The sequence below is a fragment of the Luteibacter yeojuensis genome (assembly GCF_011742875.1).
Lineage (GTDB): Bacteria > Pseudomonadota > Gammaproteobacteria > Xanthomonadales > Rhodanobacteraceae > Luteibacter > Luteibacter yeojuensis.
Genome location: NZ_JAAQTL010000001.1, coordinates 344,385 through 370,683, shown reverse-complemented (window position 1 = coordinate 370,683; position 26,299 = coordinate 344,385). Strand labels below are relative to the sequence as shown.

The following is a 26,299-nucleotide window of genomic DNA, read 5'->3' as shown; positions in this document are numbered from 1 at the left end:
CATACCAGAAGCCTTCCGGAGCATCCTATGAGTTCCCGCCCCAACCTCCGACGTACCCTCCTGTGCGCCGCCGTCGCGGCCTCCCTGTCCGGCGTGGCCTTCGGCCAGGCCACCACCGGCCGCATCGCCGGCCAGGCGCCCGCCGCCGCCGGCGAGACCGTCATGATCGAAGGCAGCAACGGCCTCGTTCGCGAAGTGCCGGTCGATGCGCGCGGCCGATATTCGGTCGAGTCGCTGCCGCTGGCCACCTACAAGGTTTCGCTGAAATCCAATGGCAACGTCGTGGACACGCGCGACAACGTCACGCTGCGCGTCGGTGCCGCCACCGATGTTTCCTTCGACGGCACCACCGCCGGCCAGGCCCAGCAACTCGAAGGCGTGACCGTCTCGGCCACCACCCTGCCGAAGATCGACGTCGCCACAGTGGCCTCCAGTACGGTGATCACCGCGGGCGACATGGCCCGGCTGCCCCTGGCCCGCACGGCCGAGGCCGTCGCCCTGCTGGCACCCGGCGCCTCGCCCGGCGCGCGCGGCTTCAAGGGTGCGTTCGGCAATACCCTGGTCAGCTTCGCCGGCTCCGCGGTCTCGGAGAACGCTTATTACATCAACGGCATGAACACCACCGACCCGCTCAGCGGCTTCGGCGGCATCACCCTGCCCTACGGCGCCGTGGACCAGCAGGAAGTGCTGAGCGGCGGCTATTCGGCGATGTACGGCCGCTCCGACGGCGGCGTGATCAGCCAGGTGGGCAAGCGCGGCACGAACGAATGGCACTTCGGTGCGCAGGTGCTGTGGGAGCCCGATTTCGCGCGCGCCAGCGCACGCAACATCGCCTACGGCCACGGCAATCCCAATCCGCCGGGCTCCACTTTCCAGCGCAACGACGACAACCACGAGTGGAGCACCACCGTGAGCGCCTATGCCGGCGGCCCGTTGATCAAGGACAAGCTCTACGCCTTCGCCGCGGTGGAGATGGAACGCAGCAAGGGCAACGCCATCGGCGACGTGAACCATGCCTACGACACGCGTTACACCTACAAGGACCCCAAGTGGTACGGCAAGCTCGACTGGAACATCAACGACAGCAACATCCTCGAACTGACCGGCGTCAACCAGACCCATCGCAGCAACGGTAACAAATACGCCTACGATTACACCGACCAGGCGATCGGTGACTATGCCGGTACCGACTACACGTACAAGACGAAGGCGACGATGTATGTCGCCAAGTACACCAGTTACATCACCGACGACCTGACCCTCACCGCCCTGTACGGCAAGTCCAAGCTCACCTACTACAACGAGCCGCCGGACACGGGCGTCACCGGCCCCTTCATCGGCGGCGTGAACCAGCAGAATCCCGCGCTCAACGGCGGCAAGCCGATCAGCAACGGCCAGACGCTCGACACCGTCGACAACCCGGACCACGAGTCGACCAACCGCAACCTGCGCATCGACCTCAACTACAAGATCGGCACCCACTCCATCACCGCCGGCATCGACAACCAGGATTCCCACGACATCGACGACGGCACGACCATCGGCGGCGACGGTTACGAGCTGTGGTACGGCAAGCAGGACCCCAACCTCAACATCAGCGACAACCCGTTCGTGGGCAAGCCGGGCGACTATCCCGGCGGCGAGGACGGCTACTTCGCCTACTACCGCCACTACAACACGCTGGCCTCGGTGCGCGTGAAGCAGCGCGCCCAGTACATCATGGATGACTGGCAGGTCACCGACCGCCTGCTGCTCTCGCTCGGCTTGCGCAACGACCAGTTCACCAACTACAACCCCTCCGGCCAGCCGTACCTCCGGCTGACCAAACCGCAGTGGGCGCCGCGCCTTGGCTTCAGCTGGGACGTGAACGGCGATTCCACCATGAAGATCTACGGCAACGCCGGCCGCTACTTCCTCGCCATGCCCGCTTCGGTCGCGCTGCGTACGTCCGCCGGCTCGCTCGCGGTGAACCAGTACTTCACCTATACCGGCATCGACGCGAACGGCCTGCCGACCGGTATCTCCTATATCGCCTCGCAGACCGGCGGCGGCGTGTCGCCCAACGGCGAATACGGCCAGCCGCCCGATCCCCGCACCGTCAGCGCCAAGAACATCACCTCGGAGTACCAGGACGAGTTCATCCTCGGCATGGACCAGCAGCTCAACGCCGACTGGGTGTGGGGCGCGAAGGCCACGGTGCGCAAGCTGCGCAACGCACTCGACGACGTGTGCGACAACGGTGCCATCGGCCGGGCCGCCGCCGCCCAGGGCGCCGACATCGACGCGCTCACGATCGGCAGCTGTTACCTCTCCAATCCGGGCCGCGCCAACGTGTACCAGTTGGCGAAGGACGGCGGCGGCTATTACGACGTCACGGTCACCAATGCCGACTTCGGTTTCAGCCACCTGAAGCGCAACTACTACGGCCTGGACATGTACCTGTCCCACCCGTTCGACGGCAAGTGGTCGGGCAAGATCGACTACCTGTTCTCGCGCAGCTACGGCAACACCGAGGGCCAGGTGCGTTCGGACGTGAACCAGGGTTCGGTGGCGGCGACGCGCGACTGGGATTACGCGACGCTGATGGACTACGCCAACGGCTACCTCGCGAACGATCGCAAGCACCAGCTGAAGCTCTACGGCTCGTACCAGATCGCGCCGGAATGGATGGTCTCGGCCAACCTCACCGTCCAGTCGGGCACGCCGAAGTCCTGCCTCGGCCGCTACGGTGCCGACGAAAGCGACCCGTCGGGTTACGGCAGCTACTACCACTTCTGCTTCGGCCAGCCGTCGGCCTACGGTGCGAAGGGCCGCCAGCCGTGGGAGGAACTGCTCGACCTGAACGTGGAATACCGTCCGCTCTGGGCGGACCGCAAGCTGGCCTTCAACGTCTCGGTCTTCAACGTATTGAACCAGCAGCGGCCGGAATCCACCAATCCGGTATCCGGCAGCAGCGGCTCGATCAACGACGGCTACGGGCAGGTCAACAGCTACACCCCGCCCCGCTACGCGCGTTTCGGCGTCACCTACGACTTCTGATGGAGAGGTCATGAAAGCTTTGCTGCGATCGGGTATCGCCGCGCTCGCCGCCGGGGTCCTCGCGACCTCGGCGGCTGGCGGCGAACACACCTACAAGGAACTGCCCAGCGAGATTCCGGCGCATTTCGCGCCCACGAATCCGGGCTTCGACTTCGAACGGCGCACCGTCGACATTCCCATGCGCGACGGCGTGAAGCTGCATACGGTGATCCTCGTGCCGAAAGGCGCGAAGCATGCCGGCATGCTGCTCACCCGCACGCCCTACGGCGCCGACGGCATGGGCCATCGGGGGGACAGCCCCCACCTCGGCCCCACGCTGCGGGGTTACGACAACCCGGCCGATGTCATCGTGCAGGACGGTTACATCCGCGTCATCCAGGACATCCGCGGCAAGAACGGATCGGAAGGCGACTTCGTGATGAACCGGCCGCCGATCGGTCACGGCAATCCCACCGCCGTCGACGAGTCGTCCGACATCTACGACACCATCGACTGGCTGGTGAAGCACGTGCCCGAATCCAACGGGAAGGTCGGCATCATCGGCATTTCCTACGACGGTTTCGAAGCCATGATCGCCACGATCCGGCCGCATCCCGCCCTGAAGGTGGCCGTGCCGATCAATCCCATGATCGACGGCTGGATGGGCGACGACTGGTTCCATCGCGGCGCCTTCCGCCAGCAGATGATTCCCTACATCTACGGCATGGTGAATTCGCGCCGGAGCGACATCGGCTGGACCTCGGGGTTCCGCGACGACTACGACCTCTACCTGCACATCGGCTCGGCGGGCGACATCGGCCGCGCTTACGGCATGGAGGCCCTCGGCTTCTGGCAGAAGATCCTCGCCCATCCGGCCTACGACGGCTTCTGGTCGGAGCAGGCGCTGGACAAGATCGCCGCGAAAGAGCCGATGACGGTCCCGACGATGCTTGTGCACAGCCTCTGGGACCAGGAAGACAACTATGGCGACATGGCCGTGTATCGCGCCCTCGCGCCGCGCGATCCGGACCACCGGAAGCTCTGGCTGGTGATCGGGCCCTGGCGCCACGCGAAGACCTGGGAGAAGGCCGACCACATCGGCGCGATCGACCTGGGCAGCGATACCGGCACGATGTTCCGTCAGCGGATCCTGCGCCCCTTCCTGGCACAGTACCTGAAAGACGATGCACCCAAGGCGGACATCGCACCGGTCAATGCCTTCGTCACCGGCGAGAACGTATGGCGCAAGCTCGACCGGTGGCCTTCCAGCTGCCGCAGCGACTGCCCGCCGACAATGCATCGCTGGTACGTGGAAGCGGATGGCGGCCTCGGCGAAGCCGTGCCGGCTGCCGGTGCCGACGAGTATGTGTCCGACCCGGCGAAACCCGTGCCGTACAGACTGCGCCCGATCCAACCGTGGTCGCACGGCGTGCCCGACCAGGTCGACAGTTGGCCGGAATGGCTCGTGGACGACCAGCGCCAGTTCGCCACCCGCACCGACGTGCTCACCTACGTCTCGCCCGTGCTCGAGCAACCCATGGGAGTCGCCGGCGAACCGCTGGTTCACCTGCTCGCCTCCACCAGCGGCACGGACAGCGACTGGGTCGTGAAGCTGATCGACGTGTATCCCGACGAGGTGGAAGAGAAACCGTCGGTGGGCGGCTACCAGCTACCGGTCGCCATGGAAATCTTCCGCGGCCGCTACCGGGAGGGCTACGACAAGCCGAAAGCGCTGACACCGGGCAAACCGCTCGAATACCGCTTTCCGCTCCCGACGGTGAACCATGTCTTCCAGCCGGGCCACCGCGTGATGGTGCAGATCCAGTCGAGCTGGTTTCCCCTCTACGACCGCAACCCGCAGACCTTCGTCCCGAACATCTTCAACGCGAAGCCCGGCGATTACCGCAAGGCGACGCAGCGGATCGTGCGCGACGGCGAAAACGGCACCTACGTCGAATTGCCTGTGACACAGTGAACCCGTGACCGCGTGGGAACACCTCACGCCGTCGCGACGCCTAGGTCGCTGGGTCCCTGCCTTCGCGGGGACAACGTTTCTGCGGGACGACGACCTAGTCTTTCGCCAGGGCGCTACCCATGTGGACAACCAGATTGTCGATGCGCAGGATGCCGCCGTCGAAGGTCGTGCTCAGGTGGATCTCGCGGACCGTGGCGCCAGGAGGGGCATGGCAACTGTAGTTGCCGGTGCGGACGGTGGCACCGGACCATGCGGACGTCTCCGGCCCGCCACTGAAGACGCAGCCGAGCTTCACCGCCTGTTCGCCCGGCGTCTGGATCCAGTAATCGAACGACACGTCGCTCCCGTTCATGCCTGGTGCCAGCAGGATGCTGGTGAGGTTCGTGCGTTCGGAGGTGCCGGGACGGATGGCGAGGTATCTGCCCGACATGGGACGCATACCCGTTTCCGCCCGCTCCCCGTAAAGAAACGGACCGCGACGCGAGGCCGCAAGGGTAAAACGGCCACCCGGGTCCTTGAACGGGGTGGCGATCGTCCCGGACGGCAGGGTTTCGAAGTCGACGAGCCGTGTCGTTCCCGGCGGCATCGCCTCCTGTGCCCTTGCCGCGACGATGACGCACGAGAGGATCGACAGCCAGGCCAATTTCGTCTTCATCGGATCAGAAATTCCAGCGTAAGCCAAGATTTGCCGACCAGCCGCGAGCCCCGGCGTCCCCCAGGTTGGTTTGCCAGTCGGCCTCGCCGTAGATCGACAGCCGATCGTTCCAGGCGAATGTGCCCCCGAGGCCGATCTCCGCCATCCGGCCGAAGCTTCCTCCGGTAAATGTCTGCGAAACGTCGTAGCCATCGGCCCCCACTGTCACGGCGGCCCTGCCGCCCCACCCGCGGACGTAATTGAGGCGAACGTAGGGGGTGGCCTCGTCGCCACCATCGGTCAGCCAGGTGCGATGGAAACGCAGCCCCGCCCGCCCGACGGTCTGCTCGAAAACGCGGTAACGCGTGGTCGTCCCGTCCCGGTCGATCTGGTCGCGCAGGCCCACGTGCTGGCGCACCAGTTGCAACTGCGGCTCGAGTACCCAGCCTCCGTCGAGTCGCCATGGATAACCCGTTTCGACCGAGCCGCTCCAGCCCGCACCGCGAAGACGCGCCACGGCCTTGCTCCGCGCCGTGTCGATGTCGCCCCGGTAACGGTCGCCCGAGGCGACGAGGTCGACATAGAAGCCGCTGCGCTGCTGCCAGGTCAGGAACATCGCGATCCCGTTGGCATCGAATGCCGCGTGGCTGTATCCGTCGGGCGCGCGGGGATCGAGGCGGATCCTGCCGTGCGTATAGGCGATCCCCGCACGAAGCGCGGAACGATCGGCATCGAGCGCCACCAGGTTGACGCCGACTTGTATAGCGCGCATATCGACGTCGTAATCGACGCCGAATGCACTGAACGGGCGATCGGTCGAATAGCGGTAGTCGCTTCCCATGACGCGCAGGAAGGGTTCCCCACCGACGCCTTCGCCACTGTCGTCCTGATCGCGTATCTCGCCCAACCGACGATGCAGGTTGTCGATCGTGCGGTAACCATAGAGCGCCAGCGCGGAGGGCGACGCGATGTACGCGGGCACCTGCGGGGCCAGGGCCGGACGCGATGCCGAAGCGGCCAGCGGCACCAGGGGCACTTGCGGCGTGTCGGGTGGCGTTCCCGGTGCTCCGGCCGGCGCCGGCGGGACAACATAAGACTCTCCCGCGATGGGTGTCGGTGCCGGCGATGCGGTGGTGATTGCCGGACACGCCTCCTGGCATACCAGCACATTGGCGAGACGATAGTCCCAGAACGAACCCGCTCCCGCGGTCCCCACCACGCGCTGCGAGGCGTCGGCGGCATCGGGGGAAAAGGCGTACAGGCCGTATTGCCAGGGCCCGAAGACCAGGTAACCCCCGTCCAGCCGGAACGCGCCGCCCGACGATGCGCCGGCCACCTGCACAAGGGAAATGCCTTCGTCCGCGCCGATGTAGCCGCTCCGGTCGAGATCGGTCAAGGCGCCGCTGCTATCGGTCGCCGGCGACACGGTGACGATCGTCTCGCCAGCGGCATCGCCCGTCACCAGCAGCCGGTCCGTCGCCTGCGCGCCTAGCGGCCCACCCTGGTCCAGCCGGCTGACCAGGCGCAGACCGCCCGGCGAGCCCGAGTAGTTCCCGTCGACGGTCAATGTATTGCCCGGCGAGCCCGCGCCGTTGGTCAGGTCGATCGTTCCCGCGTTGGCGACGTTCGCCGAGCCCGGCGATCCGCCGGCGATCGTCGGATGCACATTGTCTCCGGCGAACAGCGTCGATGCCGGATCGATCGTGACCTCGCTGTTCGCGAGATTCACGTCACCGGTCAGCGTGAATCGCGCGCCACCGGCGAACGCGATGGTGTTCCATCCCGTGCCCAGGTTGATGCCCTTCGCCGGCGCGTCGACGGCAAAGGAGCCGCCGCGGGCTTCCGTGCCGCTGAACGTCAACGTGTTCCCACCGCCGGCACCGGCGAGCAGGTGGTCGGTGGACGAGGTGTCCACTGCGCCCACGGTCGCGGTGTTCTTTGGCCCGTCGCCCATCGTCAGACCGCCATCGAGGCTGCCACCGGTCCAGGCGAACGTGTCGCTGCCGCCCCCCGTCGCGATCTCGCCGCGAACCGCTCCCGCGCCCATCGTTACCGTGTCGTCGCCGGCGCTGCCGCGCACGGCCAGGGCTGCCGGCGTCGCCGCCAGGACGCTGCCGCTGTTGGCGAAGCGGGTGCCGCCGCCATTGGAAAGGTCGACCACGGGGGACACCGTGCTGGCGGACGTCAGCATGCCGCTGTTGCCCACCGAGGACGCCGTGCCCGCCAGCAGCGCGGGGCCACCGGCCGCGTTACGGATCTCGACCATGGCCGCGCTGTTCACGGCACCGCTGGTCAAGGCCTGGATACCGATCGCTCCCGGGCCGTTTCCATGCACGACGAAGCCGCCGCCGATACCCAGGTCCGCGCTCGCGGGCGAACCGTCGGCGCGGCGGAGCGCATAACCGACGCCCGCGCCATCCACCTCGAAGGTGGCGCTGGACGCCGGATCGATCGGGGTGGCCGTGCGCAATCCCGCGCCGTCGCCCACCCGGAGCGTGGCGCCGGTCAGCGTGATGTTCGCGGTTTCCGCCGCGTTCTCGATGGCATTGCCGGTGCCCAGCGAAGTGATGGTCGTGCCGTTGGCCGCCAGCGACGTGGCGCCGCTGTCGAGAAGCACGCCGTGCGCCGAGCCGCGGGTGACGATGGCGGAGTCGCCACTGCCCAGGACGAGGCCCGCGCCGTCGGTCAGTTGCACGCCGGCGACACCGTCGTCCACCGCGATCGTCCCCGCCGGGTTCAGGCGCTGCGTGCCGCTCCCCTCCACGCGGACACCCGTGCCGCTGCCGACATGGATCGTCCCGTCGTTCGCGAACCTGCCGCCCGTGCGCAGGATCGCCCCCGTCGCGCCCGGCCCGCTCAACTCGACGCTGGCACGGTTGGTCGCGGAGGCGTTGGTCTCGACGATGAAACCGGTGGCCGCCGCCCCGGTAAAACGCATGGCACCGGCGTTCGTCAGGGATGCGCCGTTCCGCGCGATATAGCCGATGACACCCGGCTGCGCCGCGTTGAGGCTCGCGAGACTGGACAGCGAGGTCGCCGCTACCGGGTTACCGCTGTTGGCACCCGTGAGACCGTGTTTCTGCCCGTCGGCAATGCCTGCGACGGCACCGCTGCCGGTCAGCGACATCGTCGTGGCGGCGTCGATGGTCGCCACCGACCCGCCTTCGGCCACCACACCCATCGCCCCGCTGCCCGAGACGGCGATGTTGGCATTGCGCGTGTTCAGCACGGAGCCGGTGCCGCTGCCGAGCATCCCGGTGGACTCCAGGCCGGATGCGCTCATCGTCAGTCCCGTGCCGTCGAAATCGGCGCCGCTGTCCAGGCGGAACAAGGTCGACTGCGCCGTGGACACATCGAGCGTGGAACCGCCGTTGACCCGGATGCGTGCGTCGTTACCGAAGGCGAAGAACCCGATCTGCTTGTTGCCGCCCGCGAATACCGGCGCGGCGCCCGCCGCGACATCCACCGTCGCGCGTCCGCGCGCGTGGATGCCGATCGCGCCGTCGCCGAGCAGGTTCACCCTGCCCCGCACGTTCGCGCTCGCGGTGGCCTTGCCTTGCCCTTCGGCCCAGACGCCGATGTTGCGCGTGCCGCTGGACGGATCGGCGCCGCCGGCCACGTTGATCGTGCCGGTCGAGGTCGCCAGGGCCGCGACATCGGCGGTGGACAGCGCCTTGATACCCGTGCCGTTCACGCCGTTGAGGTTGATCGTGCCGCTGTTGACGACGCTGCCGCTCGCGCCCCCGTTCTGCACCAGCAAGCCGACGTTCTCGCGCGGCACCGCGGCGGCGCGGCCGTTCACGTCGACGATGCCGGCGTTGTTCACGACGGCGGCCGGCGAGGTCACCAGGATACCGGCGGCATTCTGGGTGAGCGTGCCGACGACGATGCTGCCGAGATTGCTCACCGTCGCCGCGCTGGGCACGTTGATGCCGGTCGTGATGGTGCCCTGGTTGATCGCGAGATCCGCAGCCGGCGCCCCCGGCGCGGACTGCGGACCGCGACCGATGTAGATGACGCCGGTGGCGGCGTTGGTGAACCGTGCCGTGGGGGCGTCCATGTAGATGCCGTCCATCGACCCGTTCGATCGCGTGCCGGTGACGCCGATGTTGACGATGCCGTTGTTGGTGGCGATCGTTCCCGCTCCCAGGCGGATACCGGTCGACTTGCCCGCGCCGTTGGTCGATCCGGTGGCGAGGTTCAGGATGCCCGTATTGTCGAAACGGCTGCCTGTCTGGAGGTCGACCACGTTGGAACCGTAGGCGCTGTTGATGATCGCGCCGGCATCGTTACGGAAGAAGTTCCCGTTGATCACGCCGTTGTTCACGCCACTGCTGCCCCCGACGAGAACCATCGCCGAGCCGTCGCCCGCCGTATGCGTGGTGGCGAGCGTCCCGTCGACGACCACGCTCGCGCCACCTTCGCCGCGCAGGGCGCCATGGTTGGCGTTGGCGACTTCCAGCATCGCCCCGGCGGCGACCGTGCCATGCGCGTTGGAGCCTACCAGGTGCATGACAATGCGATTGCCGATCGGCTGGGCCACTTCGTCGGGTGGGCTGTCGGCGCTGATCCCGTACACGATGTGTTCGGTGGTCCAGTTGAACGCCTGCGCGAACAGCCCGCTATATCGCGCCGGATCGAGATTGCCGGCCTGCAGCTGGGCAATGAGGAAGTCGTTGTAGTCGCGCAGTTGCGCGTCGTTGGTCACCGTATGCGCGCGGGCCACGCCATCGCTGGTCGTCACAGTGAAGGTGCCGGCAAAATGCGCCACATAAGTGACGCTGTACGTCTGCGGCTCGGTGGGATCGGCTACTTCGCCGGTGAACGTGATGCGATTGTTCGACGTCCAGTCGATGTTGCTGACGGCGCTTCCGGTACCGTCGGCATAGAAGAGCGAACTCTGCTTGGCGGCCATCGTCCAACCGTTCGCCGCCCCGCTCGATGCCGCGCCGGGCGTGCCTATGTCCACCGTGAGCGTGCCGCCCGCCGAGGTCACGGTGGCGACACGCGCGTCGATGTATTGCTGGTCGTTCACGTTCACCACGTCGGGCACCGTGGTGGCATAGGTGACCGGCGGAGTGGGAAACAGGTTGGCGGAGTTATAAACGGAGACGACACGGCGGCCGCCGGTGATGGGGTCGGGCACACTCACGCCGAAGTTCTGCGTGCCGGGATTCAGGCGCGGCGCATCGATCCATTCTTTGCCCGACATGAGCCGCCCGAGCGTATCGAGTGCGCCCAGCGTCGTGTTCTGCGCACCGCTCGATCCCGCCTGGAACTGTTCGGGACCCGACAGGATGACGTCGGCACCGGCGCCGACGACCGTCTGCCCGACCTTGCCGTCGTTGTTTACGGGGTCATAAGGCTGCAGGACGACCTGCTGTGCCTTCGCGGAAGGCAAGGCGACCCACGCGCCCAGGAAAGCCAGGCGAAGGACCCTGCATGGGCCTGCCATTCCATGGCACACCCCTGCGCGGCGGCCGCTCGACGCACGCAACTTCTGCTTCATGGTGGCGATCCCGAGTGACGCCACCGTTCCTGGTGGCATGACGCACCACGGTTACGAGCCCCTGCACCACGTACCGCCTGACGAACCGGAGCCCGCCTGTTGGGCAGGCGGGCGGCGATGCAGTCAGGTAGTAGGAGCCGTCAGGTGAACAAGAGCTGCACACCCGCTTTCCTTTGCCGAAATCACCTACAGATGTCGCCTTTTCTGCCGGTTCGGCAGCTAACGAGGCCCGGGATCCGGCCCGCGCAACCGCGACGTCGGTACGCCGCGATAGCCCCAATCCTCCATCGCTATTTCTTCGATGACCACGTGGGTCACTTCCGGGGATTTGCCGAGCACGCGCTCCAACGTCTCCGTGATCTCGGCGATCACCTGGGCCTTCTGCTCCGGCGTATTGCCTTCGCGAGTGATGCGGACAGTGACGAAAGGCATGGCGGCGTTACCAGCGACCGGTGCTCGCGCCACCGTCGACCGGCAGCACGACGCCGTTGGTGAAGGTGCTGCGGACGAGGTACACGACCGCTTCGGCGATGTCTTCCGGACGCCCCATCCGGCCCATCGGGTTCAGCCCGCTGAGGAACGCATGGGTTTCCGGAGCGTGCATCGGCGTCTCGATGATCCCGGGCGCCACCGCGCTCACGCGGACATTGTGCGGAGAGAGTTCCAGTGCCAGGCCGCGCGTGACGTCGTTGAGGCCACCCTTGATCAGCACGGCGAGGGCGGCCGGCACGTTGCGGTCCGGATGTAGCCCGATGTTCGCGGTGATGTTGACGATGTGGCCCGATTTGCGCGCCGCCATGTGCCGCACGGCAACCTGGGACGGGTAGATGAACCCACGCAGATTGGTGTCGATGACCGCGTCGATGTCCTCGGGCGTATATTCGGCGAAGGGCTTGGCGATGAAGATGCCGGCGTTGTTCACCAGCACATCGACCTGGCCGAAAGCTTCGATCGCATGGTCGAAAAGACGCTCGGCCGTTTCGGGCGACGCGACGTCGCCGGCGACGGTCAGGAAGCGATCGCTGTTGCCGAGGGCGGCGGCGGCCTCGTCGAGGCGGGCCTGGCTGCGGCCGTTGCCGACCACGTTGTAGCCCAGGTCGAGGAAGGCCTTGGCGATGGCGAAGCCGAGGCCGCTGGAGGCGCCGGTGACGATGACGGTATTTCGGGTGCTCATGGGTGTGCTCCGGACGATAGAGGGGTACCGGCCGCGCGGCCGGGTTGATGCACAATCTATTGATGCGCCGCCTGTGGATAAATATGATCCGGAGCAAATGACTAGTTACATGGTGTAAAGCATGCACCGGCAATTCGACGACCTGATGCTCGGCAGCATCGAGCTGTTCTGCCTTGCGGGGGAGCTCGGCGGCTTTACCGCCGCGGCCACCGCGGCGGGCGTGACGCCAGCGGCGGTAAGCCGTTCCGTGGCCCGGCTGGAAGCGCGCCTGGGCGTTCGCCTGTTCGTGCGCAGCACCCGGCAGATCCGCCTTACCGACGCAGGCCGCGTCTACATGGAGCAATGCCGGCAGGCCCTCGCCCAGTTCGCCGATGCGGAACGCATGGCCAGTGGCCAGGACACGCAGCTCTCCGGGCGACTGCGCATCAGCGTGCCCACCACGTACGCGCACTACCGGTTATTGCCCCGTCTGCCGGACTTTCACCGGGAGCATCCCGGAATCCGCCTCGACGTGCACATTGCCAACCGCAACATTGGTTTCGCGGACGAGACCTTCGACCTGGCGATCCGTGTGCGCCTGCCGGCCGATTCCTTGTTGATCGCACGCCACCTCGAGGACGCGCCGCTCGTCATCGTGGCATCTCCGGCTTATCTGAAGCGGCATGGCACCCCCCGTTCGCTGGCCGATCTGCCCGCGCACGAATGCATCCAGTTCGACCTGCCCAGCAGCGGCCGACGGATTCCGTGGCTGTTCCGCGACGGCGGCGAGGACATCGAGTACGAGGCGGAAAGCAGCTACACCCTCTCCGACGACGTGCTCGGCTGCGTGACCCTCGCCCGCGCAGGGGGCGGGCTGTTCCAGGCCTATCGCTTCGTAGTGGAAGACGACCTCGCGAGCGGCCGGCTGGTCGAGGTGCTGGCCGGATTCGGCGGCCGCACGCGTCCCTACAACGTCATCTACCCGCACAGCCGCTTCATGCCTCCACGCGTACGGGCCTTCATCGATTTCCTCGTGACGCAGGTGACGCCGCGGCCCGGTCCCCTATACTCCCGCGAATGAAACCCAACGTCCTGCTGCAGTACATCCTCCCGCACCGTTTTCTCTCGCGCATCGTCTACTGGGCGACCCGTTGGGAATGGGCCCCATGGAAGAACTTCCTGATCCGGGAGATCGTGACGCGCTATGACGTCGACATGAGCCAGGCGGCCCAGCCCGACCCCTTCGCGTACCAGCACTTCAACGCCTTCTTCACTCGCAAGCTGAAGGCGGATGCACGCCGTGCCGACCCCGATCCGGCAACGCTGCTGTCGCCGGCCGACGGCCGCATCAGCCAGTCCGGGCGCATCCGCGACGGGCGGATTTTCCAGGCCAAGGGGCAGGAATACACCGCCGCCGAACTGCTGGGGGACGAGGCGGCAGCCCTGCCGTTCCGCAACGGCAGCTTCGTGACCATCTATCTCTCGCCGCGCGACTACCATCGCGTGCACATGCCGCTGGAAGGCGATCTCACCGGCACCACCCACGTGCCCGGACGGATCTTCAGCGTGGCGCCTTTCGCGGTGGAAGCCATTCCCCGCCTGTTCGCGCGCAACGAACGGCTGGTCTGCCACTTCCAGGGCGAACATGGTCCGTTCGTCTCGGTGATGGTGGGCGCGATCCTCGTATCGAGCGTCGCCACCGTCTGGGACGGGCTGGCCATTCCGCCCTACGCTTCGGAGATTCGCCGGCACGACTGCCGCGACCGTCACGTGAAGCTCGAGCGCTTTGCCGAAATGGCCCGGTTCAACATGGGCTCGACCGTCATCCTCCTCCTGCCGGAGGGCTACATGCTGGACGATTTGCAGCCGCAACAGCAGGTTATCGTCGGGCAAAGGCTGGGACGCTGGGCCGGGGCCGCCGTCACGAATCAGTGACGAAAGACGTCACAATGTGACGAAAACGTCTTACATTTGACGCATCGGCGGGGTATTCTCCCTCGACCGTCGTCTCGCCAGGGGAGAGGCACGGGACCACAGAGAAGCATCCGTACTAGGGGAAGTCGTCCATGCGTCTGGTCACTCATCTCATTGCCGTGAATCGTGAAATACGCCTTCGCCGGCAGCTCGCCGATATCGAACGCGTCGTGCTCGCCCTTCCGGTGCGTGCCCATGCCGACCTCCAGCACCTGGTGCGGCGCGAGATGGAACAGGCCGCGGCCTGCGATTTCCCTCACCTGTACGGCACACCGCCGGAAGAGCGTTACAGCACATACGGGCATGGCCCGGATATCGGCCTGGGCAAGGCCCGTTCCGAAAACCCGCTGATCGCCACGCGCGGCGTCGCCCTCTGGATCGCCTGCGTCTACCACGAGACCATGGATTCGCGCCGTCCTGGCATGGAAGAGCTGCACCGGCAGATCCTGCGCCTCATGCGCCAGATCAAGGAGCTTTCCGCCTCGGAACGACGTGAGCCCACCGCGAGCTGGATGACCGAGCCGCACGCGGTGGCGTAAGGACCAGGCAATACGTCACTCGGCACCACGGCCCGAGCACCTGCAACCGGATTACCGGCAGACAGGAACCTTGAGCGCCTGCCCCACTTTCAGCTGGTGGCCCTTCAGTCCGTTCATGCGCGCGATGTCCTCGACATCGGCGCAACTGCTCTTGCGCGCGATAGCTACGAGCGTGTCGCCGCGACGCACCGTGTAACGCTTCGACGCGCCCGGCGACGCCTTCGACGAGGCCGGCGTGGACGCGTTCGCCAGCGCCGCCGACGTGGCCGCCGGCGGGGCCGGCGCGAGGATCTTCACCGCGTTGTGCAGGTCGCTGGCAAGGATGGGCCAGGGGCCATCGGTGCAGCTGGTCGCATAGGCCTTTTCAAGCTGTTTCGGCACTGCCAGCCGCGCGCCGACCGGCTGGCTCATCTGCGGATCGAGGCGCGGATTGAGGTTGCGCAAGGTACGGAACCAGCCTTCGGACATGCCCTGCGCGGAGCCGAGGCATACCGTGAGTTCGGCGATGGAGGCGGGGCGCTTCAGCACGATCTCGCCGGCGTCGCCGTCGACCTTCGGCCAGGTGAGGTGGTAGCTGTCCGGATGCAGGAACAGCCACGCCGCCGCGAGCACCATCGGCACGTAGTCGCGGGTTTCCGCCGACATCTGGCCGTAGATCTGCGGATCGTAGAAGCCGGCGCCGGGATTCGCGGCGGCGATGCGGCGCATGCGCCCTTCGCCGCCGTTGTACGCGGCGAGCGTCAGCTCGAGGTTGTTGTTGAAGACGCCCAGCTGCTCGTCGATGTATTCGGCATTGGCCTGTGCGGCCATGGTCGGATCGAAGCGCTGGTCGAAGCCGCCGTCGTTCGAAAGGCCGAAGCGCAGGCCCGTCGCATACATGAACTGCAAGGGGCCCGATGCGCCCGAGCGCGACACCGCATGCACCTTGCCGCCGGATTCCTTCGCCATGATGCCGAACAGCAGCGCTTCGGGCAGGTCGGCCTTCTTGTAGGCCGGCCACATCTTGTAACGCATCATCTGGTAGTTGACATAGGCGTCCATCAGGTTCGGACGCAGCTGGGTCAGCCACATTTCCAGCGCGGCCTTCACGGGACCGTTCATCACCATCAGGTCCGAGAACTGCTGGCCCTTGAGCATGGTGACGCTGCGCTGGGCCTGCGGGAGCGAGCCGATGGCGACGGAGCCGGCCACGTCGCCGGGCTGGGCGCCCGCCTCGCCTTCCTGCTCCGTATCGTCCGCGTTTTCGCCCTCGATGAAGCTGCCGTCCTTCAGGCGGAGCAAGCGGTCGAACACGGCAGCGAAGCGCTGCTGGTCGCATCCCGCGGTCAGCGCGCAGCGCGCCGAGGCATCCTTCAACTGGTCGAGCGCCTGCTTGCGGGTGCGGTCCGCCTCGGGGGTATCGCCGCGGCGTGCCTGGTCGATCGATGCCTCGTACCCCTTGCTCGCCTGGTTCATCCGGTCGTACAACGCATTGACCTCGGGCGTCGCCTTGCCGGAACGGGGGGCGCCGCTCGATGCGCAGCCGGCGAGGATGGCAAGCGGCAGGATCAGGAAAGGTCGCGGGATACGGACGGACATGCACGGACTCGAGGGCAAGACATTGCCGGCAACGTTACCCCCCGGGGCGGCTGGACTCAAGCACCATCGCGAGGAAAATCCTCCGTAACGGCGTGCCGTTGCGTAGACTTGTTCAGGTCATTCTTCAGGCCATCCTTAAGGACGAAACCATGCCAACGATCCTCATCGGCCGGGGCGACGAGGGCACCGTCGCCCTCGATTCCCGTTACGGCAACCGCCACGGCATGATCGCCGGGGCCACCGGTACCGGCAAATCGGTCAGCCTCATGCTCCTGGCCGAGGGCTTTTCCCGGATGGGCGTGCCCTGCTTCCTGGCCGATGCCAAAGGCGACCTCGCCGGCCTGTCGCAGGCGGCCGGCGTCCCGTCCGAGAAACTGGTCGCGCGGCTGGCGAACCTCGGCCTCGCGGACTGGAAGCCGCAGGCCAATCCCGTCGTGTTCTGGGATATCTACGGCAAGGCCGGACATCCCGTGCGCGCCACGGTGTCGGAAATGGGGCCCACCCTCCTTTCGCGCATCCTCGAGCTGAACGACACGCAGGAAGGCGTGATGGAAGTGATCTTCCGCGTGGCCGACGACGAGGGCCTGTTGCTGCTGGACCTGGCCGACTTGCGCGCGATGCTCGGCTTCGCCGCGGAGCACGCCAAGGACATTTCGGCGCGCTACGGACTGATCGGCTCGCAAAGCGTCGCCGCGATCCAGCGCGCGCTGCTAAAGCTTGAGCAGGACGGCGCCGATGCGTTCTTCGGCGAACCGGCACTGGAACTCGCCGACCTGATGCGCCAGGACATGAGCGGCCGCGGCGTCATCAGCGTGCTCGCCGCCGACACGCTTATCCTGAAGCCTCGCCTGTATTCCACCTTCCTGCTCTGGCTGCTGTCGGAACTGTTCGAACAGTTGCCGGAGGTCGGCGATCTCGACCAGCCGAAGATGGTCTTCTTCTTCGACGAGGCGCACCTGCTGTTCGACGACGCGCCGGCCGCGCTGCGCCAACGCGTGGAACAGGTGGTGCGGCTCATCCGCTCGAAGGGCGTCGGTGTGTACTTCTGCTCGCAGAATCCGGACGACGTGCCGGGCGAAATCCTCGGCCAGCTGGGCAACCGCGTGCAGCACGCGCTGCGTGCGTTCACGCCGCGCGACCAGAAAGCGGTGAAGGCCGCCGCGGAAACCTTCGCGCGCAATCCGAAGCTGGACGTCGTGCAGACGATCGGCACGCTCGGCACGGGCGAGGCGCTGGCGTCCACGCTCGGCGACGGCGGCGTGCCCTCGCCGGTGCAGAAGGTGCTGGTGTCGACACCGGCATGCCGCATCGGTGCCGTCACCGCCGAGGAACGCGCCGCGGTGCGGGCCCGCTCGCCGGTGGGCGGCAAGTACGACACGCCGGTGAACCGGGAATCCGCCGAGGAGCGGCTTGCCGCCCGGGCCAGCGAGAAGAACTCGCCCGATGCGCCGCCGGTCAAGGGAAGCGCGAAAGACGACGAGGGCGGCTCGGACTGGGGAAGCGCCGTGCGCGACGCGGTGTTCGGCACGAAGCGGCGCCAGGGCATGCTGGAAACCATGGCGAAATCCATGGTGCGCACCGCCGGCTCGCGTGCCGGGCAACAGATCGTGCGCGGCATCCTGGGCGGCATCTTCGGCGGCAGGCGCTGAGCATGCCGCGTCACGAACTCGCCGATGCCGGCATGTCGTTCGGCGAGCGCGCCCGCATCGGCTGGCGTTATCCCATGCGCGGCGCGGCGCCGATGACCATCGGCGCGATCACCTTGTTCGAATCGCTCGCCTTCCTCCCCATCACGGGGTTGAAGCTGCTCGTCATCGGGCTTGGCTGGATGGCCATCTACACCTATGCCTTCGAATGCCTGAGGCACAGCGCGGACGGTTACGCCGATCCGCCCGAGCTGGCGATCAACAGCGAGGACAAGACCAGCGTCGCGCTGATCCTCATCCAGCTCACCGGCAATGCCGTCGGCGTGCTGGCGCCCATCTTCCTCGGCGTGCCGGGATTGCTGGTATCGCTGCTGTTCGCCTTCGTGCTGCCGGTGATCACGATGTCGCTGACCTTCGACGGCGTGGGCGCGGCACTGAACCCGGTTACCTGGGTAGCGGCGATACGCCGCTTCGGCAGCCCTTACCTGCTGCTGTTCGCCGTCATGCTGGCCAGCAGCCTGCTCCAGGCCGCGGCGCAGTACGCCATGAAGGACCATGGCCCCACCTTCTTCGGTACGCTGGGTTATTACCTCGTCGCGAACTACCTCACCGTGTACAACTTCCACCTGATGGGCGCGCTCATCCACCATCGGCACGAAGCGCTGGGCTACCGTCCCGAATCGATGGCGATCGCCGAAGCCGCGGAGCCCGACGACGACATGGCGCTGCTGGCCCACGTGAACCTGATCGCGCGCGACGACGTGCCGGGGGCGACCGACATCCTCACCGAGCGCCTCCGCGAGGGACTCGCGCCCGCACCCTTGCATGCACGTTATCGCGAACTGCTGCGCGCGCAGGACCGCCAGCCGGAACTGCTCGTGCACGGGCAGATCTGGATCGCCGCGCTCGTCGCCGCGAACGAGACCCGGCGAGCGCTGGGCGTGGTGCAGGATTGCCTTGGCGTGGATACCGCTTTCCTGCCGGACGATCCGGGCACCTGCGGCCCCCTGGCCGATACCGCGGCGCATGGGGGCATGACACGGCTCGCCCTGCACCTTGCCCTGGGCTACCTGCGCACCTGGCCGCGCGACATGGGCGCGCCGTATCACGGTCTGTTGGCGCTGCGCATGCACGAGCGCCTGGGCCAGGTCGCCGAAGCCGCCGCGCTCGGCAGGCGGCTCCTCGCCGACTATCCGGAGCATCCGCTCGCCGCCGACGTCGAGGCCCTGCTCGCGACTCTCGCCACCGCGCGCAAGGTGTCGCCATGAGCCGCTGGCGCCCGCCTTCGCCCTCCTCTACCGCGATCATCACGCGCGAAGGCTTCGAGCGGTTGAAGGCCGAACTCGACCACCTGTGGCATACCGTGCGCCCCGAAGTGGTGAAGGCGCTTGCGGCCGCCGCCGCGGAAGGCGACCGTTCGGAAAACGCGGAATACACCTACCGCAAGAAGCAGCTCGGCGAGATCGACCGTCGCGCACGCTACCTCAGCAAACGCATCCCCGTGCTGAAGGTGGTGGAAGCGACGCCCACGCAGCGCGATGCCGTCTTTTTCGGCGCCACGATGGAACTCGAGAACGTGGAGACCGGCGAGACCGTGCGCTATCGCATCGTCGGGCCCGACGAGACGGATGCGCGCAAGGGCTGGATCAGCGTGGATTCGCCCATGGCGCGGGCCGTGCTGAAGAAGCGCGTGGACGACGAGTTCGAGGCCGAACTGCCGGGCGGGCGCACGCGGTTCGCCGTGATTTCCGTCGATTACGACTGAGACATCGCCACCGCGCGCCGCTCGAGCCCGTCGGCGAAGCGTGCGACGTCCGCGGCGAACGCGGCAAGCGCCACCGGATCGACCTCGCCGCCCTCGCGCAAGGCCAGCTCCATCCGTTCGCCCTCCTCGCCCACGGCAAAGCGTCCGAACACATTGACGCCGCCGAGCACGTGGTGGATCCAACCCGCCACTTCCCCGGCATCGGCGCGCTCCAGCAAGGCAGGAAGCTTGCGCAGCGCATCGCGTGTCGTGCCCACGCCGGCACGGATGACGGTAACGACCTTTTCGTCGCTGCCGAAGGCACGGCGCATGCGTTCCATATCGAGCAACGGCAACGCCCCGTCCGCGGCGGCCAGCCAACGTTCGATCGTGGCGTGGAATGCTTCCAGCCGGATCGGCTTGCGCAGCAGGTCGTCCATCCCCGCGGCGAGGCAGCGTTCGCGCTGGTCCGAACGCGCGTCGGCGGTCATCGCCACGATGGGCAGGTGCCGTCCCGTGCCCGCCTCGCGACGGCGAATGTCGCGCGCGACTTCGTAGCCGTCCATGCGCGGCATGTGGCAATCGACCAGCAGGAGGTCGTACGTCGCCGACGCCAGCGCAGCCAGCGCGGCAACACCGTCGTCCACGACGTCGCACACGTAGCCGCGCAAGCCGAGCTGTACGCGCACCAGCTCCTGGTTCACCGGATGATCCTCGGCGAGGAGGATGCGCGCCTCGCGCCGGGCGGCCGGCGTGGGAAGCATCCCGGATTCCGGCGCATGCGTGGATGGGCGTGGCGCGTCCGCCACCGGCAGTTCCAGCGTCACCGTTACCGCGGTGCCCTGCCCGGGTTCGCTGTCGATGGCGATATGTCCGCCCATGTGTTCGATGAGGCGGCGCGAGATGCTCAGGCCCAGGCCGGTACCGCCGAAACGGCGGCTCGTCGAGGAATCGGCCTGGCTGAAGGGCGCGAACACATGACGCAGCTTCGCCGCATGGATACCGATGCCGGTATCGGCCACCACGAAGCGGAGGCGCTGCCGCGCACCGTGCCGTTCGTCCGCATGCACGTCCACACGCACCTCGCCCTGGCTGGTGAACTTGATGGCGTTGCCGAGGAGATTCAGCAGGACCTGGCGCAGACGGCCGTCGTCCACGACGAGCAACGGCGCGAGCGTGTCGTCGACACCCACGCGCAAGACCAGGCCCTTGGCCTCGGCCTGCGCCGCGAGGATCGCGACGGCGCCTTCGACGATGGCGCGGACGTCGGCCGGTTGCGGATCCAGCTCGAGGTGCCCCGCCTCGATCTTCGAGAAGTCGAGTACGTCGTCGAGGATGTGCAGGAGCGCCTCGGCCGAGTGCTCGATGGTGGAGACCATGCCGCGCTGCGATGCGTCCAGCGGGGTGCGCTCGAGCACGTCGAGAAGGCCGATGACGCCGTTCATGGGCGTGCGGATCTCGTGACTGATGGTGGCGAGGAAGTCGCTCTTGGCGCGCGTCGCGGCCTCCGCCTCGTCGCGCGCCCGCGCGACGCCGCGCGACGCGAGTTCCTGCGCGGTCACGTCCACCCAGTAACCGTTCCAGCGCACCGTGCCGTCCGCCGCGGCCAGCGGTACCGCGTCGGAACTGAGGTAGCGCACCCGCGCGTCGATCAACGCACGCACGGTGACGTGCAACGGCACGAGTTCGCGTGCCGAACGCTCGAAGGCGGCGCGCAGCTTCTCGCGATCCTCGTCCGGCACCGGAGCGAGCATCATGGCCTCGCCCGCCAGCAGTTCCGCCGGCTCCACGCCGAGGATGCTCTGCGGATCGCCACCGACATAGGTCATCGTGTAGGTCCCGTCGGTGCCACGCACGGCCTCGTAGACCACCGCGGGTACGTGCGCGGTGACCTCGGCGAGGCGCCGCTCGGTGCGTTCGCGCCGCCGGGTTTCCCGGCGCAGGTTCAGGTAGGCGTAGCTGATCGCCACCAGGGACACGAGCAGCACGGCGACGAAAGGCAGCACGCGGCTTGCGATCTCGTGCCAGGTCGGGCCGACGACGTAATGCGAGGCGAACCAGGTGTTGCGGATCTCCTGCTGGCGATGCGTCGGCAGGTTCACGAGCACGCGATTGACCAGGGGCAGCAGCGGCGCGAAATCGCGACTCACGCCGATCGCGATGGCCTCGCTGTCGCCGGTGGGTGCGGCGACCTTCAGCTGGCCGAGGAACGCGTCGCGAATGTGGTAGTCCACCGAAGCGAGATTGCCGACGAAGGCGTCGCCCTCGCCCGCCGCGAGACGCCGGAGACCTTCGCGCTCGGTCTCGACGGGAATCGCCTGCACGTGGGGGATGCGCGCCAGCAGGCGGCGCACCGGTTCGCGCGTGACGTTGCCGAGCACCCGCTTTCCCGCCAGGTCCTCGTCACCCGCGATAGTGGGTGCGCCCTCGCGGGTGACGATCATGATCGGGAAGTCGAGGTAAGGAACGCTGGGCTCGAGTTGCGGAAACGTGGCGCTCTGGGGATTGATGGCCGCGACAAGGTCCACCTCGCCGCGGCGCACTTTCTCCACCGTGCCCGCCCAGTTCTCGCTGGGCACCTGCGTAAGGCGGATGCCGAGTTCGGCGGCGATCTCGCGCACGTAGTCGAGCGCGAGGCCCTCGGCCTCGCCCTTGCCCGAGAGCAGGCTGAAGGGCGCGTAGCTCGGGTCCACGCCGAGGCGCAATGGCGGAAGGGCCTTCAACCAGGCCTTTTCCTTCTCGCTGAGAGGAATGCCGGCCTGCCGCGGGCGCGGCGCGATATCGCGGCCGACCCAGCGTGCACGCAGCCGGCCATGGTCGGCGGCCGTCAACTCGCCCAGCGCCCGATCGATCGCGCGGCCGAGCGGCGCACGGTCCGCGGGCACGGCAAAGGCAAGCGCGCTGATGGGTAACGCGAGCGGCGCACCGACCCGCAACTCGCCCTCGAGACCCAGCCGCGAGACGAACTCCCTGGCCGAATACGGATTGTCGATATAGGCGGTGACGTCGCCGGAGCGGACCCGCGCCAGTGCCTCCGCCGTGGAACGCGTCTCGACCAGGATCGTCTCGGGAAGCTCGCGACGCAGCGACGCGATGTCGAAATAGCCCGCATGCACGGCCAGGCGCTTGCCGCGCAGGTCGCCCGGGCGACGGACGACGGGCGCGTCGGCGCGCTCGACGAGCGCCGGCAGCGACTCGAAATAGGTGGCACCCACGCGGATACCCGGCATCCCCGTCTCCAGCGGCGTGACCGACGTGGCGACGTCGATCTCGCCGCGGGCCAGCGCACCGAGCAATTCCGGCCAGGTCGGGTAGGTGCGCGTCTGCAGGGTCACGCCCAGTTCGCGGGCCATCTCGCGCAGGTAGTCGGGGCCCAGGCCCTCCAGTTCGCCGTCGCGCAGCTCCTCGAAGGGCGGGTACCCCTCCCGGTAGGCACCCACCGTGACGACCGGATGGTGGCGCAGCCAGTCCGCGTCCTCCCGCGAAAGCGGCGTCTCAGGTGACGCCGCGACCGGGGCCGCCAGCACAAGCAGGATTAACAGGAGCAGGCGTGAGATCACGGGTGAACTTCGTCGGAGGGACCTTCATGGGCATAATCGACGGGAAGTCCGCCGTACCGCAATGCAGGAAGGAGAACACGAGACATGCCACTCAAGGTCATTCTGGCAGACGACCACCCCCTGGTCCTCGTTGGCGGCGCGCTGGCGCTGCGGACCGCGCACATCGAGGTGGAGGGCGAGGCGAGCTCCGCCGACGAGCTCCTGGCCATGCTGGCCGACCGTCCCTGCGACGTCGTTGTTACGGATTTTCTCATGCCGAGTGACCGGCAGGACGATGGATTCGCCCTCCTCGAGACGATCATGAAGGAATATCCGGGCCGCGCCGTGGTGGTGCTCACCATGATCAACCGCCCCGCCGCGCTGATGACGATGCTCCACCGCGGCGTGCGCGGCATCGTCGACAAGCGCGCGTCGATGGAAGAGCTGCCCGTCGCCGTACGCGCGGTGGCGGCCGGCGAAACCTACCTGAGCGAAACGCTCCTCGACATCCTCCACGAAACCGACGAGGTATCCGAGGCCATGCCGGGCGCCGACCTGTCGCCGCGCGAAAAGGAAGTCATCCGGCTGTTCGTCGCCGGCATGTCGCTACAAGAGATCGCGGAGCGCGAAGGCAAATCGGTGAAGACCATCAGCCGGCAGAAGCGCGATGCGATGCGCAAGCTGGGTGTGGACCACGACGGGCTGCTGCTCGACTTCGTGCGCGACCACGGGCTGGTGTAGCGAGCCGATTTATGTGGGAGCCGCTTCGCCAAGGCTATAGCGGCGCGGGATAGGTGCGGCCTTCTCGCAGTGGCTGGAAGCACGGCGATTCCTTGTAGAACGACTCGTTCGACGTATCCGCATGCCACCCTGGCACGCCGGATACCGGCAGTGGCCGCAGTTCCAGCGGGTCGTTGAGTATCGCACCGGATGCGATCGCTTCCGCGCAGCGCGCAACGGCATCGTCTTTACCCATTACGACAAGCGCCTTGCCGACGAGCAGCTTGCCGGGCGTCAGCGCGTGCTCCAGCAAGGCGTGCCCGAAGACGTCGACGCGCGCGCCTCCGCTCAGCCACGCATGGCGATGCACCCAGAACAGGCGATGCCAGTCGTGCGCGTTCCACGCATCGAGCATGTCGCCGTCGTGCAGCGTCACAACCAGGCCGGCTTCGTCGAAATGGGTCAGCGCGCATTGCGGACGCGAGCGCTCGCGCGGGCCCATGATCGCTATCTCCGCCACCTGCCGCGCATTCAGCGCGCGCTTGATCGCCCCGTATCGCAGCCATACGAACGCATTGAACAGGTCGTGCCAGTTCGCGGGGCGCGTGGCGATGGCGCCACGGTCGGCGATGCGCTGCTCGTAATGCAGGCCATCGGCAAGCAGGGCTTTGTCCTGTGCGACGAAGCGATGACGCGCGCCGTCGGGCCAGAGGGTGTTGAGTCCGTCCACCTCCGGCCAGTCCGCAGCGCGCAGAAGCGGCGCGAAATCCGCCCAATCCGACAGCGGCGGCGACGTGAGCACGCTCCGATCGAGCGCTTCCCGCGTCGGCGCCACATAACGCATGGACTCAGGCCAGGCGGCCGTAGAGGTCGTGCGCGTCCGCCTCTTCCACGATCACGTCGACGAACTGGCCCGGCTTAAGCAGCTGGCCGTCGTCGATGCGCACGGCGCCGTCGATTTCGGGCGCATCCGCGCTGGACCGGCCCCAGGCACCTTCGGCATCGATCTCGTCGACCAGCACCTTGATGGTCTTGCCGATCTTCCGCTGCAGTTTCGCCGCCGAGATCTCCGCCTGCACCGCCATGAACTGCTCGAGGCGGTCTTCCTTCAGTTCCTCGTCGATCTGTCCCGGCAGCTCGTTGGCCTTCGCACCGTCCACCGGCGAGTAAGCGAACGCGCCGACGCGATCCAGTTCGGCCTCGCGAAGGAAGTCGAGCAGTTCCTGGAACTCCGCGTCGGTTTCGCCGGGGAAGCCCACGATGAAGGTGCTGCGGATGGTGAGATCCGGTACCTGTCGGCGCCAGTTATGGATGCGCTCCAGCGTCTTGTCGACGTTACCGGGACGCTTCATCAGCTTGAGGATGCGCGGACTGGCGTGCTGGAACGGGATGTCGAGGTAGGGAAGGATCCTGCCCTCCGCCATCAACGGCATCACTTCGTCCACGTGCGGGTAGGGATAGACATAGTGCAGGCGCGTCCACACACCCAGTTCGGACAGGCCTGCGCAGAGTTCGGTCATGCGCGTGCGGTAGGACTTACCGCGCCATTCGCGCTCGGCATAACGAACGTCCACGCCGTAGGCGCTCGTATCTTGGGAGATGACGAGCAGCTCCTTCACCCCGCCCTTCACGAGCTTCTCGGCCTCGAGCAGCACCTGGTCGACCGGCCGGCTGACAAGGTCGCCACGCATCGACGGGATGATGCAGAAGCTGCAACGGTGGTTGCAGCCCTCGGAAATCTTGAGGTACGCGTAGTGCTTCGGCGTGAGCTTCACGCCCGTGTCGGGCACCAGGTCGAGGAATTTGTTGCGGGTGGGCGGCAACGCCTGGTGCACCGCCTCCATCACCGACGCGTAGTCCTGCGGCCCGGTGATGGCCAGCACGTCGGGATAGCTCTCGCGGATCAGTTCCTGGCGCTTGCCCAGGCAGCCGGTGACGATGACCTTGCCGTTCTCGTGCAGCGCCTCGCCGATGGCGTCCAGCGATTCCTGCACCGCGGAGTCGATGAAACCGCAGGTGTTCACCACCACGGCGTCGGCGGCATCGTAGGTGGGCACGATCTCGTAGCCCTCGACCTTGAGCTGGGTGAGGATGCGTTCGGAGTCGACGAGCGCCTTCGGGCAGCCAAGGCTGACGAAGCCGATCTTCTGGGTCTGTGCGGCCTGGGACATGCCGTGGGTACCGGGGGGAGGAAGCCGCGCATTATAGCCGTTCGCGGCAAATGGGGTTTCCGGTCAAGCCCCCTGCACGGGCGCCTGGTTAAGATGGGC

At 67.2% G+C, this 26,299-nt stretch carries 17 protein-coding genes; 9 read left to right on the top strand and 8 right to left on the bottom strand.

The genetic code is table 11. The annotated features are described in order from the left end of the window. Window positions 1–27: 27 nt before the first annotated feature. Together HBF32_RS01570 and HBF32_RS01565 are read left to right on the top strand one after the other, a co-directional pair. Entirely contained in the window at window positions 28–3,039 is a 3,012-nt protein-coding gene (locus HBF32_RS01570; RefSeq protein WP_166697880.1) for a TonB-dependent receptor, read from the top strand. 19 nt (window positions 3,040–3,058) lie between these two features. After that, the gene (locus HBF32_RS01565; RefSeq protein ID WP_425482229.1) at window positions 3,059–4,993 is read left to right on the top strand and encodes a CocE/NonD family hydrolase; all 1,935 of its coding nucleotides are present in this window, start codon (window positions 3,059–3,061) and stop codon (window positions 4,991–4,993) included. Window positions 4,994–5,087: 94 nt separating this feature from the next. Here HBF32_RS01565 and HBF32_RS01560 read toward each other — a convergent pair whose 3' ends face one another. The 4 genes from HBF32_RS01560 to HBF32_RS01545 form a co-directional block, all read right to left on the bottom strand. After that, entirely contained in the window at window positions 5,088–5,648 is a 561-nt protein-coding gene (locus HBF32_RS01560; RefSeq protein WP_166697878.1) for a hypothetical protein, read from the bottom strand. A gap of 4 nt (window positions 5,649–5,652) precedes the next feature. Next, entirely contained in the window at window positions 5,653–11,136 is a 5,484-nt protein-coding gene (locus tag HBF32_RS01555; RefSeq protein WP_205287678.1) for an autotransporter outer membrane beta-barrel domain-containing protein, read from the bottom strand. A 219-nt stretch (window positions 11,137–11,355) separates the two neighbouring features. After that, entirely contained in the window at window positions 11,356–11,568 is a 213-nt protein-coding gene (locus HBF32_RS01550) for a tautomerase family protein (RefSeq protein WP_166697877.1), read from the bottom strand. A 7-nt stretch (window positions 11,569–11,575) separates the two neighbouring features. Then, the gene (locus tag HBF32_RS01545; RefSeq protein WP_166697876.1) at window positions 11,576–12,310 is read right to left on the bottom strand and encodes an SDR family NAD(P)-dependent oxidoreductase; all 735 of its coding nucleotides are present in this window, start codon (window positions 12,308–12,310) and stop codon (window positions 11,576–11,578) included. Window positions 12,311–12,431: 121 nt separating this feature from the next. On the opposite strand from HBF32_RS01545, the gene HBF32_RS01540 reads away from it, so the two are divergent. From HBF32_RS01540 to HBF32_RS01530, 3 genes are all read left to right on the top strand, one after another. Beyond that, window positions 12,432–13,370: a LysR family transcriptional regulator gene (locus HBF32_RS01540; RefSeq protein ID WP_166697875.1), complete on the top strand. Its 939-nt coding sequence runs from the start codon at window positions 12,432–12,434 to the stop codon at window positions 13,368–13,370. After that, a complete protein-coding gene (gene asd / locus HBF32_RS01535) occupies window positions 13,367–14,224 on the top strand; it encodes an archaetidylserine decarboxylase (RefSeq protein WP_166697874.1) in 858 nt (285 codons plus the stop codon). The genes HBF32_RS01540 and asd overlap by 4 nt, the downstream gene beginning before the upstream one ends. Before the next feature lie 131 nt (window positions 14,225–14,355). After that, a complete protein-coding gene (locus HBF32_RS01530) occupies window positions 14,356–14,802 on the top strand; it encodes a hypothetical protein (RefSeq protein WP_193570313.1) in 447 nt (148 codons plus the stop codon). A 51-nt stretch (window positions 14,803–14,853) separates the two neighbouring features. Here the strand turns inward: HBF32_RS01530 and HBF32_RS01525 are convergent, their stop codons facing one another. Further along, a complete protein-coding gene (locus tag HBF32_RS01525) occupies window positions 14,854–16,380 on the bottom strand; it encodes a transglycosylase SLT domain-containing protein (protein ID WP_166697873.1) in 1,527 nt (508 codons plus the stop codon). A gap of 149 nt (window positions 16,381–16,529) precedes the next feature. Here HBF32_RS01525 and HBF32_RS01520 point away from each other — a divergent pair, with 149 nt between their 5' ends. From HBF32_RS01520 to greB, 3 genes are read left to right on the top strand one after another with little or no spacing between them, the layout of a single operon-like run. Beyond that, complete coding sequence (locus HBF32_RS01520; RefSeq protein ID WP_166697872.1) at window positions 16,530–18,029, top strand: helicase HerA-like domain-containing protein; 1,500 nt, start codon at window positions 16,530–16,532, stop codon at window positions 18,027–18,029. A gap of 2 nt (window positions 18,030–18,031) precedes the next feature. Further along, the gene (locus tag HBF32_RS01515; RefSeq protein WP_166697871.1) at window positions 18,032–19,294 is read left to right on the top strand and encodes a hypothetical protein; all 1,263 of its coding nucleotides are present in this window, start codon (window positions 18,032–18,034) and stop codon (window positions 19,292–19,294) included. Then, window positions 19,291–19,791: a transcription elongation factor GreB gene (gene greB, locus HBF32_RS01510; RefSeq protein WP_166697870.1), complete on the top strand. Its 501-nt coding sequence runs from the start codon at window positions 19,291–19,293 to the stop codon at window positions 19,789–19,791. Before HBF32_RS01515 ends, greB begins: the two co-directional genes overlap by 4 nt. Here greB and HBF32_RS01505 read toward each other — a convergent pair. Then, window positions 19,782–23,330, bottom strand: a complete 3,549-nt coding sequence (locus HBF32_RS01505; RefSeq protein ID WP_166697869.1) for an ATP-binding protein — start codon at window positions 23,328–23,330, stop codon at window positions 19,782–19,784. The genes greB and HBF32_RS01505 overlap by 10 nt on opposite strands. Window positions 23,331–23,414: 84 nt before the next feature. Here HBF32_RS01505 and HBF32_RS01500 point away from each other — a divergent pair, with 84 nt between their 5' ends. Continuing rightward, window positions 23,415–24,050 (top strand): response regulator, encoded by a 636-nt coding sequence (locus HBF32_RS01500; RefSeq protein ID WP_166697868.1) that lies wholly within the window; start codon window positions 23,415–23,417, stop codon window positions 24,048–24,050. A gap of 34 nt (window positions 24,051–24,084) precedes the next feature. On the opposite strand, the gene HBF32_RS01495 is transcribed toward HBF32_RS01500, so the two are convergent. Together HBF32_RS01495 and rimO are read right to left on the bottom strand one after the other, a co-directional pair. After that, on the bottom strand, window positions 24,085–24,873 hold the full coding sequence (locus HBF32_RS01495) for a DUF3025 domain-containing protein (protein WP_166697867.1): 789 nt from the start codon (window positions 24,871–24,873) through the stop codon (window positions 24,085–24,087). Between the two features lie 4 nt (window positions 24,874–24,877). Next, the gene (gene rimO, locus HBF32_RS01490) at window positions 24,878–26,200 is read right to left on the bottom strand and encodes a 30S ribosomal protein S12 methylthiotransferase RimO (protein WP_166697866.1); all 1,323 of its coding nucleotides are present in this window, start codon (window positions 26,198–26,200) and stop codon (window positions 24,878–24,880) included. Window positions 26,201–26,299 lie beyond the last annotated feature (99 nt).